The organism is Streptococcus oricebi (assembly GCF_017883985.1).
GTDB lineage: Bacteria > Bacillota > Bacilli > Lactobacillales > Streptococcaceae > Streptococcus > Streptococcus oricebi.
Genome location: NZ_PRDG01000003.1, coordinates 201,919 through 217,011 on the forward strand (window position 1 = coordinate 201,919; position 15,093 = coordinate 217,011).

General features: G+C 44.2%; 15 protein-coding genes. All 15 read right to left on the reverse strand.

Annotated elements, in window-relative coordinates:
• Nucleotide 1: 1 nt before the first annotated feature.
• A complete protein-coding gene (gene glyS / locus C4K46_RS06010) occupies nt 2–2,038 on the reverse strand; it encodes a glycine--tRNA ligase subunit beta (protein ID WP_209627989.1) in 2,037 nt (678 codons plus the stop codon).
• Nucleotides 2,038–2,955 carry a glycine--tRNA ligase subunit alpha gene (glyQ, locus tag C4K46_RS06015; RefSeq protein ID WP_209627990.1) on the reverse strand — a complete coding sequence of 306 codons (918 nt, stop codon included), beginning with the start codon at nt 2,953–2,955 and terminating at the stop codon, nt 2,038–2,040. The genes glyS and glyQ overlap by 1 nt, the downstream gene beginning before the upstream one ends.
• 32 nt (nt 2,956–2,987) lie before the next feature.
• The gene (locus C4K46_RS06020) at nt 2,988–3,278 is read right to left on the reverse strand and encodes a hypothetical protein (protein WP_209627991.1); all 291 of its coding nucleotides are present in this window, start codon (nt 3,276–3,278) and stop codon (nt 2,988–2,990) included.
• A 10-nt stretch (nt 3,279–3,288) separates the two neighbouring features.
• Nucleotides 3,289–3,687, reverse strand: coding sequence for a hypothetical protein (locus tag C4K46_RS06025; protein WP_209627992.1), 399 nt, complete (start codon nt 3,685–3,687; stop codon nt 3,289–3,291).
• Nucleotides 3,669–4,961 (reverse strand): Tle-like phospholipase domain-containing protein, encoded by a 1,293-nt coding sequence (locus tag C4K46_RS06030; protein WP_209627993.1) that lies wholly within the window; start codon nt 4,959–4,961, stop codon nt 3,669–3,671. Before C4K46_RS06030 ends, C4K46_RS06025 begins: the two co-directional genes overlap by 19 nt.
• A complete protein-coding gene (locus C4K46_RS06035) occupies nt 4,951–5,637 on the reverse strand; it encodes a hypothetical protein (protein ID WP_209627994.1) in 687 nt (228 codons plus the stop codon). The genes C4K46_RS06030 and C4K46_RS06035 overlap by 11 nt, the downstream gene beginning before the upstream one ends.
• 284 nt (nt 5,638–5,921) lie before the next feature.
• Complete coding sequence (locus C4K46_RS06040; RefSeq protein WP_209627995.1) at nt 5,922–8,807, reverse strand: CocE/NonD family hydrolase; 2,886 nt, start codon at nt 8,805–8,807, stop codon at nt 5,922–5,924.
• A gap of 140 nt (nt 8,808–8,947) precedes the next feature.
• Nucleotides 8,948–9,790: an aldo/keto reductase gene (locus tag C4K46_RS06045; RefSeq protein WP_209627996.1), complete on the reverse strand. Its 843-nt coding sequence runs from the start codon at nt 9,788–9,790 to the stop codon at nt 8,948–8,950.
• A 138-nt stretch (nt 9,791–9,928) separates the two neighbouring features.
• A complete protein-coding gene (locus C4K46_RS06050) occupies nt 9,929–10,240 on the reverse strand; it encodes a DUF4176 domain-containing protein (protein ID WP_209627997.1) in 312 nt (103 codons plus the stop codon).
• Entirely contained in the window at nt 10,227–11,114 is an 888-nt protein-coding gene (locus C4K46_RS06055; RefSeq protein WP_209627998.1) for a hypothetical protein, read from the reverse strand. The genes C4K46_RS06050 and C4K46_RS06055 overlap by 14 nt, the downstream gene beginning before the upstream one ends.
• Before the next feature lie 3 nt (nt 11,115–11,117).
• Nucleotides 11,118–12,593, reverse strand: a complete 1,476-nt coding sequence (locus C4K46_RS06060) for a hypothetical protein (protein ID WP_209627999.1) — start codon at nt 12,591–12,593, stop codon at nt 11,118–11,120.
• Entirely contained in the window at nt 12,583–12,939 is a 357-nt protein-coding gene (locus tag C4K46_RS06065) for a hypothetical protein (protein WP_209628000.1), read from the reverse strand. The genes C4K46_RS06060 and C4K46_RS06065 overlap by 11 nt, the downstream gene beginning before the upstream one ends.
• Before the next feature lie 2 nt (nt 12,940–12,941).
• On the reverse strand, nt 12,942–13,217 hold the full coding sequence (locus C4K46_RS06070) for a TIGR04197 family type VII secretion effector (RefSeq protein WP_209628001.1): 276 nt from the start codon (nt 13,215–13,217) through the stop codon (nt 12,942–12,944).
• A 203-nt stretch (nt 13,218–13,420) separates the two neighbouring features.
• Complete coding sequence (locus C4K46_RS06075; RefSeq protein ID WP_209628002.1) at nt 13,421–13,591, reverse strand: hypothetical protein; 171 nt, start codon at nt 13,589–13,591, stop codon at nt 13,421–13,423.
• 95 nt (nt 13,592–13,686) lie between these two features.
• On the reverse strand, nt 13,687–14,838 hold the full coding sequence (nagA, locus tag C4K46_RS06080; protein WP_209628003.1) for an N-acetylglucosamine-6-phosphate deacetylase: 1,152 nt from the start codon (nt 14,836–14,838) through the stop codon (nt 13,687–13,689).
• Nucleotides 14,839–15,093: the final 255 nt, after the last annotated feature.

The following is a 15,093-nucleotide window of genomic DNA, read 5'->3' on the forward strand; positions in this document are numbered from 1 at the left end:
CCTATTTGGTATTGATTTGGTTAAACTGGGCAATTTCTGCTGCCGTTTGGGTCAAGCGCTTCAGCAAGGCCAGACGATTGCGCCGTAAATCCTGGTCTTCAGCCATGACCATGGTATTGTCAAAGAAAGTGTCAATGACTGGACTTAGGGCAAAAAGTTGTGAAATATTAGCCTCTAAATCATCAGACAAGTGCAGGTCTTCCAAGGCCAGAAATAGGTCCTTTTCAGCCTCATTTTCAAATAGGATTGGATTGACCGTAGAACTATCAGCCTTGCTGGCTAGGTTAAAGACCCGGGCCAGACTCTCAACGGCTGGCTTAAAGCCCTCTTCTCTGGCTTTTTCTGCTAGGAGCTTGGCTGCCTCAATCAGATTTCTGACAACCAGAGTCCGGCTATTAAGGACGGCTGCTACAATATCCTTAGGAATACTGCTGTCCATCATCTTTTCAATCCGAGCCCTAAAGAAGGCCAGAACTTCCTCTTGATGACTATAGCTTAGACTAGCAAAGGACAGCTGATAGAGCTCGCTTATCAGCTGGGCCAAATCAATCTCCCAGCCAAATTTATCCAGGATGCGCACCACTCCCTGGGTAGCCCGACGCAGGGCATAAGGATCGTTAGAACCAGATGGAATCAGGCCGACCGAGAAGAAGGAGAGAATGGTATCCAGTTTATCAGCCAAGGCTAGGATTGCCCCCACCTTACTATCAGGCAGTTGACCATCAGCCGAACTTGGCAGATAGTGCTCCCGAATGGCCTGGGCTACTGCCTTATTTTCACCTGCTAGGAGGGCATACTTTTCCCCCATAATCCCTTGCAGTTCATCAAATTCTCCTACCATGCCAGTCAAGAGGTCAAACTTATAAATGGCTGCTACCCTTTCCAAATCCTTGACTTCATGCTCAGCCAAACCGGCCTTTTGGGCCAAAACTTGGGCAATCTGACTGGTCCGCTCCATGTGCTCCGAGAGACTTCCGATTTTTTCATGGAAAGTCACGTTGTCGAGCTTGGCTACCAAGTCCTCAATTTGAAGTTTTTGGTCCTCCCGCCAGAAGAAATCAGCATCCTCCAAGCGAGCCACCAGAACCTTTTGATTACCCTTGACCACATTTTCCAGGTGCTGGCTATTTCCGTTGCGGACAGAGACAAAGTAAGGGAGGAGCTTACCGGCCTCATCACGCACAACAAAGTAACGTTGGTTGACCTTCATTGAGGTAACCAGAACCTCCTCTGGTACCTCCAGATAGCGCTCATCGAAGCGGCCGATAAAGGCCGTTGGGTACTCAATCAAGTTTAATACCTCATTAAAGAGGTCCTCGTCAATCTCTACCTGAACATGGCGCTCCCGCTCAATCTCCTTAATCTGCTCTAAAATCAGATTGCCCCGTTCAAGCGGATTCGCAATGACATAAACAGACTCTAGGTCCTGCTCATAAGAATCAGCCGATTGCAACTCAACTTCCTGGCCTAGAAAACGGTGGCCTCGACTGATTCGAGAGCCCTTGATATCTAGGAAATCCAAGTCAAAGACTTGATTATCTAGGAGAACAGTTAGGGTATGGACGGGACGGATGTATTCAAAACTATTATTGGCCCAGTGCATATTAACAGGGAAGGTCAAACTTTCCAAAACCTCTACCAGCTGAGGAACGATTTCTTCTACTGGACGGCCGATTTCTTCCTTGCTGACATAGACATATTCCTCACCCTTAATTTCCCTAAAAGTGATGTCAGCCGTAGTCAGCCCCTTGCCTCGGACAAAGCCCTCGGCTGCCTTGGTAAAGTTGCCATCAGCATCTAGGGCGATTTTCTTACTTGGCCCCTTGAAGTCCTCGCTCAAATCGCTTTGCTTATCGGCCAAACCGACTACCCGCACCGCCAAGCGCCGCGGGGTTGAAAACATTTCAATCTTTTCAAAAGACAGTCTCTTCTGGTCTAAAAATTGGCCCAACTTATCGCGCAACTGCTTCATGCTAGGAGTGACAACATAAGCTGGCATCTCTTCTAGGCCTAATTCTACTAATAAATTCTTGGTCATTATGCTTCCTCCTCAGCCAATAATTTTTCCCGACTGGCCTCGTCCAAAAGTGGATAGCCTAAACGCTTACGCTCAGCGACAAAGGTCTTGGCAACTACGCGGGCTAGGTTACGAATGCGGGCGATATAGCCTGCCCGCTCGGTTACAGAAACGGCTCCACGCGCATCCAATAAGTTAAAAGTGTGGGAACACTTGAGCACATAGTCATAGGCTGGGTGGACCAGGTGCTCCTCTAGACAGCGCTTAGCCTCCGCCTCAAACTTATCAAAATTAGATAAAAGCAAGGCCTGGTCGCTGATTTCAAAACTGTATTTTGAATGCTCAAACTCTGGCTGGGTGAAAATTTCACCGTATTTGACACCATCTGCCCATTCAATATCGTAAACCGAGTCCACTTCCTGGATGTAGGAAGCCAGACGCTCTAAGCCATAGGTCACCTCAGCAGTAACTGGTTTGGTCGCAAGACCCCCAACCTGCTGGAAGTAGGTAAACTGGGTAATTTCCATGCCGTCTAGCCAGACCTCCCAGCCAAGACCAGCCGAGCCAGTTGACGGATTTTCCCAGTTGTCCTCGACAAAACGAATGTCGTGCTCCAAGGGATTGATCCCCAAGACTTCCAAGGATTGCAAATAGAGTTCCTGGATATTGCTAGGACTGGGCTTCATGACCACTTGAAACTGGTGGTGCTGGTAGAGCCGGTTGGGGTTCTCCCCATAGCGCCCGTCTGCCGGACGACGGGAAGGCTCCACATAGGCTGCATTCCAAGGCTCAGGCCCAATCGCCCGCAGGAAGGTATAAGGACTCATAGTCCCCGCCCCTTTTTCATTATCATAGGCCTGCATCAGCATACAGCCCTGGTCATTCCAAAATTGTTGAAGAGTTAAGATAATCTCTTGGAAGGTTAGTTTTTTAGTCATAGTGTTCTCCTCGGTTTGCTTAGATATAGTTATTAAATAGAGTCAAAATCTTTTGAATGTTTGTCAATCGTTTCATCAATGGCCGTCTGACCTTTTCCTTTTATTTTTTCATTCATTTGATAAGATAGAGTTGTTATAGCTGTCTTAGTAGTAGCTGCCGTGATACTTATTTGTTTATCATAATCCGCCTCTATCTTTTTTCGTTCGGCCTTTATCGGTGGGGCACAAAAAGCTTTAATAGCAGCTTTTTCTAAGTCCTTTTTAATTTCTTTCAAGTCTTTTTTTCCTTGCAGTACATCTCCAATAGTATCTATCACATCCATACTTCGCCTCCTAATTTTCTTGGTTCGCCTGTTTTCTTAGTAGGTAGCTCTCTTCAAGACTATCTTCTACTTTCCTATAATTTTTATTATAATCAGTCCTTATTTTTTCATCTTTGATTTCTAAATCTTGTACTTGTTTGCGATAAACCATTTCTGTAGCATTCCTATAGGTGTACAGTAATTGCTGAAACTCGGCAAGCTTCTCATCGTCTCTCTCCTCTTTTTTTGCAAAATGATAGGAAAGTTCGCTAAAATCGTCAAGTATATGATACAGTTGATTACGATTATTTTCTAACTTTGCAAAAGATTGATTGATTTTCTTTTTTGAAAGTTGGTAGTCGTCTTCTAACTGCTCTAATTGTTGCTTTTGTTTGTTTATTTTTTCTTGGATTAGGTCGAACTTGTCCATTGATTGATATCCTCCGCTAAACGAGCATCTGCCGCCACGGCCTGCTCAATCCCCGCTTTAATTTGTCCCTCTAAATTTGTAAAGGTACTAACAATTGATGCCATATTACTTGTTTTTTTATCAAAATGCTCCTTAGTCTTGGTGACAATACTATTATAAGTCACACCTGCCTCTGCATAAGTTGCTTGTACTTCATCACTGCTCAATTCTGTTACAAACCAAGGAATTTCTTTGCTTTTGTTATAAGCCTTTTCTGCCTCCTCCACGGCCTTTTGGGCAGTAGTCGCTATTTCATCAGCTCCATTTTGAACCGTTTCAGTCAAGGAAGCCGCTAGGGCTGTAGCTTGCAAGCTATCCAGATAAAACATCTCATTGGAACTGAGGCTACCATCTGCTGAAAATTTATCAACCAACTTACTAACAGTGAGATTTGCCCGCTGAATTTTTTGCAGACTTTCCGTATTTTTCTTTTCTAACTGTGAAACCTTTTTGGGCTCGGTCACTTCTAGAATGGTCTTGACTTGTTCTTTTAAGTCCCCATTACCAGTTATCTCGGGGTCAATACCATGTCCACCTGAATTTTTCAAGACATAGTCACTACCAATGTAAAGCCCTCCAACTGGACGGGAAATATTATTTAAAGGATCCCCTTCCGTCCTAATACGAGTTACTTGTCCCGTAAAAGTTGCCGTTTTCTTTAAGGTATCATTGTTGGTTGAAACCAACTTATCCGATATCAGTATATCAGTCAGGGCATTTACAACCGTAGATAAAGGTCTAATAGCAGCCCCTGCAGGAACATTCAAGGGAGCAGCATTGTAGACTACTGTATTTTGCACATTGTACTCCAGAGCTACCCGCTGGGCAATATTGCCACCTAGGGAATGACCCGTTAAGGTAATATTGTTCCCATATTTTTTCTGGACTTTTTCGTAAAAAGCATAGGCTGGCCCATAGTGATAACCACCTCCCATGGCAATACTATAGCCGTCCGCCATGATGTCATGCCAGAGGTCGGCATTGGGATTAGTCCCTGTGTAGGCGATGATAACCTCACCCGTCTTCTTATCCAAAAAAGCAGTCCCACTCGTCCCTGTATTGGGCTCATGAAAATCGTCCAGGTATTGGAGGTTGGAGGGGATAGGTTTTCTATCCTTAACTAATTTAACCAAGTCATCTTTTGTTTGAAATTCATTAGACTGCTTAACTCTTACATTCTCAAATTCGTAAGTTAAATTTGCCGCATCTAATGTTGATATTTCACTAATTGCCATTATATACCTCCGCGTTTGATACCGTTTCTCTAAAATAAAATCCGTCATCATAGTTAATGATTACTGAATAATAGTAATATCCCGGATTTTGTAATGAACTTCCTATTTTTAATATAGAATTTTCCGTTTCTTTTTTACTAAAATACTCATTTACTAATCTATTATTTAAATGATAGGATATATCAAATCCATTTGTAACAGAGTTATAGTTTTTCTCTTTTAACTTAAATTTAGAAAAAATATTTTTGTTTAAAGTTAGTTTTTGAAATAAGAAACCACCAAATTTCCAGATTTCCTTTGCCTTTTGTTCATCTGAAAAGACAAACTGACCGTTGACATAGTTTACTTCAATTTCTTCATCTGGCTTTTGATTTACATCGTCAGTAGAAGGAGTTTTTGTCAGTTTTCCAGAAATGGTTTTATTGTCAGATTTTCCTTCTAAAATAAAATCTATACTATAGTTGCCTTTCTTTAGATATACTTGTTCAATCTTAAACCCTTCCGGAAATTCCTTAAACAGGTCGAAGAGGTTTTCGGTTGGATAGACGCGGCTGACCTCTGAAACTTTGTTTTCTATCCATTCGCGGCTATTTTTGTTTTCTCCACACGCTGATAATGTCACCATAGCTATTCCTCCTAATAATAAAGCAAGTATGAATGTGAGTTTTTTCTTCATGACAGCTCCTTTTATCTAACTAAACAATATTTTTTAAGACAAGCAAAAAGTGGAAGACGCGCCATCATTGCCACCCTGCCTATCAGCATAGGGGCGTTGAAACGCGGTTCCACCCTAATTTATCACTTCATTTTTATAAATAAACTACCGAAAGCGCCATCCTGCTCTCCTTCTATCCAGCTCACACTCTCCTGGACTCGCTAAAAGAAGGTTAATGATTAGGAATTCTTCCTAAAAACATTGTAGCAGAAAATAGAAGGATTGTCTAATAGATTCCATCCAGTCTAGAAGTTTTCCTGCTTTTTTCTAAGGACAAAGAGACCCGCTACTAGACTGAAAGAACCAAGGAGGCTTAAAAGACTTTCCCTACTACCTGTTTCTGGCAGGACGGCAGGGGCTCTATAAATCCTTGCGGCATCTGGCTGGTCCTGCTGGCTAGTCTTGCTAGAGCGAACCAGAGAGACCTCTACTTGAGCAAACTGGGTACTTGCTCCCTGCTCTTGCCTGCCATCTAGGTCCTTAGGTTTGAGCTCTGGGTCTGCCTCTTTTGGAGCGAGGTAGCTAGCCTTTAGAGGGGCCAGTCCTTCTACTGTCGGTAGATCCAGCAGGATAGAATCCCGCTTAAAGCTGAGTTCATAGACTTCTTCAATGACATTAGAGCTGGCATCATAGGTCATCAGGACTAGGGCCAGACGGTGACCCTTCTTAAGCTTATAGACGGTCGGTTGCAGATAAAGGGTATAGTCATGGTACTGGCCCACTTGTGGATCGATACTGGTGCTAGCCGAAGCCGAGGTCCAGTCCGCCTCAGGATTTCTAAGATTACCCCAGGCGCTAGCAATAATCTTATAGTTTTTCTTACTAGTCCCCACCCGGCGCAGGTCTAGATTTTGCAGATTAGAGCCCAGCCAAAAACCATCTTTCTTTTCTACCGGTAAAGGATAATGAGTATAGGTGTTCCCCTGGCCATCATCATAAGGGACTTCTGATACCGTATCAAACTCCTGATCTGCCATATCCACTAGAAGAGCACTGATTTGAAGGTTCTTTCCCTGTCCTTTAGCTAGGGCTGCTTGGAAATGCAGGGGGATACGTCCCTTAATGGTCAGATCTTCTGGGACATCTAAGACAAAGTTGGCATTGACCTTAGAAGAACCCTTGAGCACCATCTGGTCCCGATTTTCCCAGGTGATTCCCTGACTAGGATAATCACTAGAAAGTCTAAGCTCTTCTGGTCCGCCCGTCACACTAATTGGAGTCTTTTGGGCATCTCCCCATTGATCATAGCTAGTCCAGTGGCTAGGATTATCATTATCCTGGGCCATTACTGTCGGCAGGCCTTCAACATCATTGGCCACATCATAGAGATAGTGGCTAAACCAACGATTGAGCAATTCAAAGAAACTTTCCTGATTAGGCCCATTTAAGCCGTAGGCATAGTTGACTGCCACAGGATAGGCATGTTCTCCTTGGTGGAGATAGAGCTTGGCTGTTTGCCCCGCCTTTTTCAAGGCTTCATACATGAGCTCAAAATGCTTGGTCTTAACATTGGTATCATTGAGACCATGTAAAATCAAGGCTGGAGTCTTGATTTTATCAGCCCCCAGGGTATAATCTCGTTTTTGCCAAACCGGACTATAATTATAGTCCTGGGCCTTTTGATCCTGGTCCAGCTGGCTGATGTAGTTGGCATAGGTCTCCTTGAAGTCTTCCCAGTCACTAGGATTTAAAATCCGGCTGGCTACAAAGGTTGATAGCCAGGAGAGATTACTGGAAGGCTCCCCATAAAAAGGAGAACCCTGACTATTAAGGTAGTCATACCAGCTAGCAATTCCCGCTGCAGGAACAATGGTCTTTAGACCCTCAACCCCAGTTGTTGCCACACCAAAGGTTGTCGTTCCAGCCCAGGAAAGCCCCGTCATCCCAACCTTACCATTGGACCAATCGGCCTTAATGGCAAAGCGGCCCTCCCTATCTGTATAGGCTGTTCTCTTGCCCGTCAGCCACTCGATAATATTTTTAAAGGCGGCAATCTCCAAATCAGAGCCTGTCGTATTGATTCCTTCCGAGCCATGAGTTCCTAGACCAGCACTGGTCACCACTGCAAAACCTCTGACTAGGAAGTAATCATACCAGTTGAGATTTTCAAAGTCATAGCCTTGCTCATAGTCATTATAATAGTACCAGTCAGAGGCCTGGGCCTGGTCAGCATGCTCCTGACTAGTCACAAAGCCCTGGGCCTGCCTCTTGGCTACTGGCCGATAAAGCTGGTCCATATCAAAACTACAACCAGAGGTCAGCCCCAAGTCCTCGATGGTCCGCTTGCCGGTCGTCCCAGCAATATAGGGCCTAGCCTCAAAAATAGTCGCTGCCTGATAGTCCCCTTTTAGGGCTGCCTTGGGCAGTTGGACCAGGGTCTTGACCAAATCAGGCTTGCCGTCCATGTCCGTATCATAGTCGGTCTCGACATAGACCGTAAAGCGGGCAATATCACTTTCTTTATTGGAATAGCCCTCCTTAAGCGCTCCCGAGCTATAAGGAAAAATCGGCTGGGCCTTGCCATTTAAAAAGAGAGGAGCCTTCTTTTCAGCCTGATTGGCCTCCTTGAACTTCTGGGCCAGGTCAGACATGCGCGTCCATTCTGCCAAACTGATTGGCTGCTTGAGCTCGGAATCATCCTCAGCCAGCATGCCCAAGCTCCGAGCCAGACTGATGAGATTTTCCGTCTGAGAGCCTAGGATTTTCTGATCAGTTACCGCATCTTGCAGTAGACCTTTTAGAGCCTCTTCCTTGCTCAAGGCCGGGGCCTGACTAGTAGTCCCACTTGCTTGAGAGTCCTGGGCTAGACTTGCAACCTGGGCGGGCTCTAAACTAGCTCCACTAGCTTGCTCTGAGCTACTAGCAAGCTCTTCTGAGGCCTTTTCTGAAAAAGGCTGACCCTCAGAAACAGTCTTGACTTCTCTTTCTGCTTCTTGCGCCAACAGGGGCGAATTTATCTGGCTATCAGCTTCTGCTTTTTCTGTCCCTGCTTGACCTTCGGACTGGCTCTGGCTAATCTGACTGACCCTTTCAGAGTCTAGCTGCTCCTCAGCCTCTACATGGTAGGCCAAGAGCGTTGGGGCCAGTAAAAGCCCCGATAGGAGGGGGAGGAGAACACGTTTTTTCTTCATTCTTTTTTTCCTTTATTCTAATCAATTTCCAAATCGACCTCAACATCTTCCCAAGACTCAATCGATTGTAACAATAAAAGTCCTTCTTTTCCCCCAGAATAAAATTAGTTTAAACTAGTAATTTTCCTTTAAAAGCCCCGCTAAAAGTCCATGGCATCTGGATTGGGTGCTGTTCCAGCCAAGCCTGAAAGATTTTTCAAGAATTGGGCATCCTGCTCTTTCAAGTCAATGTCAAAACAGTCTAAATTTCCAACAATTCGACTAGGAGTGACCGACTTGGGCAGGGGCAAGAAGCCCTCCTGCAAACTCCAAGCCAGGGCCAGCTGGGCTGGAGTTTTACCATATTTCTCAGCCAGCACCTGTAAGTCTGGTCGAGAAAAGAGCTCACCCTGACCAAAAGGTCCCCAAGCTTCCAGCAAGATTCCCCGCTTGCGACAATAGTCTACAATGCTCTCTTGATAGACACCCGGTGCTAGACGAATCTGATTGACCGCAGGGACGATTGTAGCCGTATCAAGCAGGGCATCTAGGTGATGCTCCAGAAAATTGCTGACACCAATAGCTCGGATTTTCCCAGCCTGATAGAGCTCCTCCATGGCCCGCCAAGCTTGACTATTAGCAGCTTGCCAGAGATTGTCCCTCAAGGGCTTAGGATTGGGCCAGTGAATCAAATAAAGATCCACATAGTCCAGGCCCAACTTGGACAAAGATTCAGCCAAAGCAGCCTTAGCCTCCTCATAGCCATGAGCATCATTCCAAAGCTTGGTTGTAATAAAGAGCTCCTCACGAGGAAGCCCACTGTCCCTAATCGCCCGACCAACACTCTCTTCATTCTGATAAATAGCCGCCGTATCAATATGGCGATAACCAGCCTTAAGAGCCGCAAGGACCGCCTGATAAGCCTCCTCACCGTCCTTGGCTCGCCAGGTCCCAAAACCAAGGGCTGGAATCGAAATACCATTATTCAAGAGATAATCTTTCATCACTGACCTCCATTTCTATGATTCAAGTATAACACGAATAAGAGTAAATTGGAAAAGAAACTGGAGAGAAAAATCCCCTCTAAGCCAGACCATTTTTGTCCAACCTAAAGGGGATTATCTATTTAAAAGCAAGTAAGTCTAATCTATTGCCTTTCTGGGAACAGTCAACTTACTTTCCCAATCATGATAAATTTTCAAGAAACGGCTTTCCTCATCATCGCGATAACCTTCAAAAACAACCTCGTCAATATTTTCATGCTGGAAGAATAAAGTAGATTCCGCTTGCAGTCCCATTGGATAAAGGACCCCCATATAGTCGGCAAAGGTCTCCTCTCCAGTATCTGGATCTTCAAAAATCGCTCCACGCCCAACAATGACTAACTTTTGCGTCCCCTCTTCCAAATAAACAATACTTCCTAGGGGTAATAATTCTTTTTTATCTTGTTTCATGATTTAACAACTCCTTATGTTTCTTTAAATACTTCTTGCCGTAAAATTCTTCCAAACTCTTCCCTTCATACTTACGATACTGTTCTGGATATTTCAGTTTGTAGTAGGCTTGGAGAAAATAGGGAAGGCCTATAAATATCACAACTGCTGGCATTAAGATATTTAGAACCATCAAAATCAATAACATTCCTAATTCTTCAAAAGTGCTCAATTTATCTCCTAAAAAGACAGATAAAATTCTCTGAACAATTACTGCTAGCCCTAAAAATCCCATGCCATAGGCTCCAATTATCTTTGCCACCTTATCCTGTAAACTGGCTTCACCACTACTATTGAACATCGTTTTCTCTAGAGCTTTTATTTTCGTTGTAATCATAAAATATAGTAAAACTGCCCAGATAATAATATAACCTAAAACAAGAAGAAATGGTGCATTTGATAAAATAATTCCAAGAAGTGATAAATCAAAGTCAATATAAAATATAATCATACATGTGAATACATGAAATTGATAGCGATAAGGTAGGATAAAGGCTTGCTTAAAAGTTTTTCCCATAACTACAAATAGCAACCAAATAGATAGTAAAATGATGTAAACTTGCCATGGGAAGAAATTTAGACTGGCAGGTTGTAACCTAAGCTTCCCTAAATCATTTGTTGTAAATTTATCAGCTCCTAAACTGAACAAATAACTAAGTCCAACAGGAAAAATCAAAGTTAAAAGCAAACATTGGATTTTAAATCCAATTGTCGGAATGCCTTGACGAAACTTTCTTGCTGTTTTATCGTGCTGTTCTTGCTGTAATTTTAGAAAACCATCTTCTTCCAGATTCAAACTCTCTTCAAAAGAGGCTTGCAATATTGATTTCTTCATACGTCACCCAAAACCTAATGCCTTTCCAATGCCTCCTATGGTCTTGGAAGCAAAATTTTTCACTGAATTTACTGCCTTACCGACTAACTTTTTACCACCATCATAAACATCCGCAACTCCTTTTTGTAAGCCATCAATCCAACCGTTCTTATCTGCAATGTAAATTCCCAAGCCTATAACTGCTCCAAATATAGCACCAGGAGGACCACCAACGGCTGCTCCAATAGTTGCTCCTTCCAGAGGTCCTACACTTTTAACTGCAGAGAAGGTTCCACCTATAATTCCTTTCCCAACATCTCCTGTTTTTTTGAATTCTTTAACACCTCCTGAAACGCCAGATATAGCCACATCTGCAAAAGTGATAACAGTTGCCGCTTTACCAGCTAATTTAAAACCTTTGCCCAAAAATTTCACTGTGCCACCTATTTTCGCACTTTCAGAAATAGCTTTATAAAGCTTGGTTGATTTTAAAGCTCCCTTAACAGGGTCCGCAATTTTTTTAGCAGTATCAATAGCTTTAGAAACTCCCTCAAGTGTCTTTCCAATCTTAGTAGTCTTTAAAACTTCACCAAATTCCTCATACTTCATTAAACCTTTGAGAATGAGAACAGCTGCTTCTTCTCCTTTTTTACCAGACTTTGCTAAAGACTTGATAAGTTCTTGGAAACCTTCTGAATATTTCAATGTTTTTACTAGTTTGCTAGGCAAAAATTTAAGAGCTTCACTCAAAACTTTTGCAGTGTCACTATCTACGATGTCTTTGAAATTTTTATAGAGTTCTTGGGCGTTTTGAGCAAGTGTTTTCTCTTTCTCCCCCTCCAAGTGCTTGTGAATAGTTTTGAGCCAAGCGGGCTCTTGACCTTTTTGTAGGCTAGGGAAGCTACCTTCAAAGGCGCCAAAGTCTTGGCCGACCTCGGCTAGCCCTTGGAGGACAGCTGTTTCCAAGGGACTGGCTTCATTGAGGACATTAGCTGTCCCCGCGGCCCAGGCTCTTAGTTTATCCAGCTTTTGCTGCAAGTCATCACGCTTACTAGTCAAGCTGGTGATTTGGGTATTGAGAGCACTCAGAGCCAACTGATTCACCACAGGGTCCACTAGCGACAGGGCATTGCTGGCGCTGAGCGTTTTATGGAGGTCACTAGCAGCTTTTAGGCTCTGATTGTAGGCCTCGATTTGTTTGACTAGTTCATCTTCGTCTAGATTTTCTCCTCCGACTTGCCCCCGATAATCCTTGGGCGATTTGCTTGCGCTTGGTCCGACCTCTTGGCAGAGAAGCTTAGCTCCTTGGATGAGTGGGCGGAGCTTGCTGTCGGCGTAAGATTTGGTATTGCCAAAGGCTTGTCCCTGCAAATCACTGGCCCCGATTAGTTGGTCGATTGCGGCAAGGGCTTGGTCATAGGCCGCAAGGCGCTCAGTCATGGCAGCTTGGGCAGTGCTGGCTTGGTTATCCGCTGCTCCCAGGTCCATTTTAATTCCCATCTTCTTCCTCCTGATAATATCTGATTTTGGCCTTGGCCAAATGGTCTGCCTTCTCATCTAAGCGCCATTCGCGCTCTTTCAAGCCTTCTCTTCCTTCATCAAAGGCTTTAGCTAGCTGGCCTTCAAAGCTTTGTAAGTTAGCCATGTTTTCGCTTAAGTCGAGGGCATCGCTTAGGTTCCTGATTTCATATTCTAGCTGGCGCAAGGGATAGTAAATCTGGCCGTACTGGTGCATGGTCTCTTGCTCAAAGTCGGCTAACTTTCTCTTCTGGCTATCTAGTTTTTCAAAGGCTTGATTGAGGTCTTTTTGCCTTATCTCTAGCTTTTTGAGAGTCTCTTTAGCCATGGCTAGTCCTTTCTGATTTCCTGGCTCAAGCCTTGATCGGTCGCTTGGAAACGGCTGTCCACACTATGGACCAGACCAACAAACTGGTTTAACTGGCTAGCGATATTGTCTCCGATACTTTTTTCGTTGGCAATCAAACCCTGAACTAGGTCATTTCCTATGTACTTGCTGGTCTTATCTTCGCTAATAGCTGCAACACTATTGATACCGGCAGCCGCTGTGACAAGGCTAGTTGCACAGGTCTGGGCACTGGCAGAATTGCTTTGAATTGTGGACATAAGGACCTCCTTTGTATAATTACTAATTTGTATCATTGTAACATGATTGACAAGAACTCGCAACACTAAGTAAATAACTTCCTTGTTTTTCCTCAAAAAAACAGGTTTACCTATCAAAAAAATCTCCCCACCCACTAGCTATTTCCTGGCTTTCAGATACAAGGCTGGGCCCTTGGAAAATAGCTTAGTGAGTGAGGAGACTCTTATTTTTTCATTTTTTTATCTATTAGTTTGCTGACACCAATCACCAAAAAGACTAGACTAATCAGCCACATAAAAGGCTTGTTTAAAACGAGACCTGCTAGTAAGAAGAAGGCCCCAATCCCGATATAGTAGGGGGTATAACTCTTGATTTTCCGATTGCTTAATTTCATAAAAGCCTCATTTCACTTCTGATAATCTAGATGAACACTAGTTGCTCCCCTACTATCATAGCAAATCAGAGGTCATTTGTAAAATAGGACTTCTCCTAGGCCTGATAGCGTTTCTCACCGTTGAGATAGGTGGCAACCAAGTCCAAATCTTTGTCTAAAACGATAAAATCAGCATCATAGCCCGGCTTGATTTGACCACAGACATCATCAATCTTCACCGATTTAGCTGGAATGAGACTGGCCATCATCACTGCTTGGTGAGGGCTAGCAAGGCCCCAGTTAACGACATTTTTCAGCCCATCTTTGAGCTGGAGAATGGAGCCAGCAAGATTACCCGTAGACTTGAGGCGGGCAGTCCCATTTTCAACAATCACTGGAAATTCCCCCAGCATATAGTCACCGTCCGGACGCCCCCCGGCTGTCATACAGTCTGTAATCAGGGCGATTTGCTCATGTCCCTTTTGCTTGATTAAAATATCGCAAGCCCCAGGGTGCACATGGTGACCATCGCAAATCAGCTCGGCATAGGTGTGGGGAAGTTCATACATAGCACCCACCATGCCTAGCTCACGATGACTGAGCCCCCGCATACCATTATAGGCATGAACCCAGACGCTAGCTCCAGCTTCCACAGCAGTCTTGGCCTCGTCAAAGGTGGCATTGGAATGGCCCAAGGCTACCGTCACCCCTTCCGATGTCAGCTGGCGGACAAAGTCCTCTACACCTGCCCGTTCAGGAGCCAGGGCGATTTTATTGAGCAGGCCCTTAGCTGCCTTTTGCCAGGCCCGAAATTCCTCCATACTAGGATCTTTCATATAGTTAGGATTTTGTGCTCCCTTATACTTTTCTGTAAAGTAGGGACCTTCAAAATAAAGCCCCCGAATCTTGGCTCCACTAGCCTCCTGGTAGCGGGCCCCAATATTTTCAGTCACTGCTAGGAGCTTTTCATAAGAAGAGGTCAAGGTAGTGGGCAAAAAGCTAGTTACCCCAGTTGATAAGAGACCTTCACTCATGGTGTGGAGGGTCCCTTCAATATTGTTGTCCATGACATCTACTCCGGCAAAGCCATGAATGTGCGTATCGACCAAGCCCGGTGCAATAGCGTAACCGCTATAATCAATCACGTCTGCATCAGCAGGAACTTCCGTAAGCAAGGGACCAAATTTCCCCTCCCTAATCTCCAAATAGCCTCCCTGACGGATTCCTTGGGGATAGAAAAATTGGTCTGCCTTAATGTATTTTACCATTATTTTCCTCCGACTAAAATGGGTCTAGGCCCACTGTTTTCTTACCTCCTATTATAAACCTTTCCCGGTCTTTTGTAAATGGTCTAGACCTATATTTCCTATAGTAAATTTTGCCAAAACTTCCCAAAGCAAACTCTGCCAAATATAAAAGCAAGCCCAAAAGTTGGACAAAAAAAGAGGGAGCCTGCTTATTCCAAGCTCCTGCTCCACTCTTTTGATGAAAGCAACTAGCTAACTTGCCCTATCCTAAGAGGG

What these genes read in the sequence shown, in the direction of transcription:
- C4K46_RS06020 (WP_209627991.1), bottom strand. Translation starts at nt 3,278, where the DNA reads ATGGATGTGATAGATACTATTGGAGATGTACTGCAAGGAAAAAAAGAC.
- C4K46_RS06045 (WP_209627996.1), bottom strand. Translation starts at nt 9,790, where the DNA reads ATGAAAGATTATCTCTTGAATAATGGTATTTCGATTCCAGCCCTTGGT.
- glyQ (WP_209627990.1), bottom strand. Translation starts at nt 2,955, where the DNA reads ATGACTAAAAAACTAACCTTCCAAGAGATTATCTTAACTCTTCAACAA.
- C4K46_RS06030 (WP_209627993.1), bottom strand. Translation starts at nt 4,961, where the DNA reads ATGGCAATTAGTGAAATATCAACATTAGATGCGGCAAATTTAACTTAC.
- C4K46_RS06075 (WP_209628002.1), bottom strand. Translation starts at nt 13,591, where the DNA reads ATGAAATTAAGCAATCGGAAAATCAAGAGTTATACCCCCTACTATATC.
- C4K46_RS06040 (WP_209627995.1), bottom strand. Translation starts at nt 8,807, where the DNA reads ATGAAGAAAAAACGTGTTCTCCTCCCCCTCCTATCGGGGCTTTTACTG.
- C4K46_RS06035 (WP_209627994.1), bottom strand. Translation starts at nt 5,637, where the DNA reads ATGAAGAAAAAACTCACATTCATACTTGCTTTATTATTAGGAGGAATA.
- C4K46_RS06025 (WP_209627992.1), bottom strand. Translation starts at nt 3,687, where the DNA reads ATGGACAAGTTCGACCTAATCCAAGAAAAAATAAACAAACAAAAGCAA.
- glyS (WP_209627989.1), bottom strand. Translation starts at nt 2,038, where the DNA reads ATGACCAAGAATTTATTAGTAGAATTAGGCCTAGAAGAGATGCCAGCT.
- C4K46_RS06070 (WP_209628001.1), bottom strand. Translation starts at nt 13,217, where the DNA reads ATGTCCACAATTCAAAGCAATTCTGCCAGTGCCCAGACCTGTGCAACT.
- nagA (WP_209628003.1), bottom strand. Translation starts at nt 14,838, where the DNA reads ATGGTAAAATACATTAAGGCAGACCAATTTTTCTATCCCCAAGGAATC.
- C4K46_RS06060 (WP_209627999.1), bottom strand. Translation starts at nt 12,593, where the DNA reads ATGGGAATTAAAATGGACCTGGGAGCAGCGGATAACCAAGCCAGCACT.
- C4K46_RS06055 (WP_209627998.1), bottom strand. Translation starts at nt 11,114, where the DNA reads ATGAAGAAATCAATATTGCAAGCCTCTTTTGAAGAGAGTTTGAATCTG.
- C4K46_RS06065 (WP_209628000.1), bottom strand. Translation starts at nt 12,939, where the DNA reads ATGGCTAAAGAGACTCTCAAAAAGCTAGAGATAAGGCAAAAAGACCTC.
- C4K46_RS06050 (WP_209627997.1), bottom strand. Translation starts at nt 10,240, where the DNA reads ATGAAACAAGATAAAAAAGAATTATTACCCCTAGGAAGTATTGTTTAT.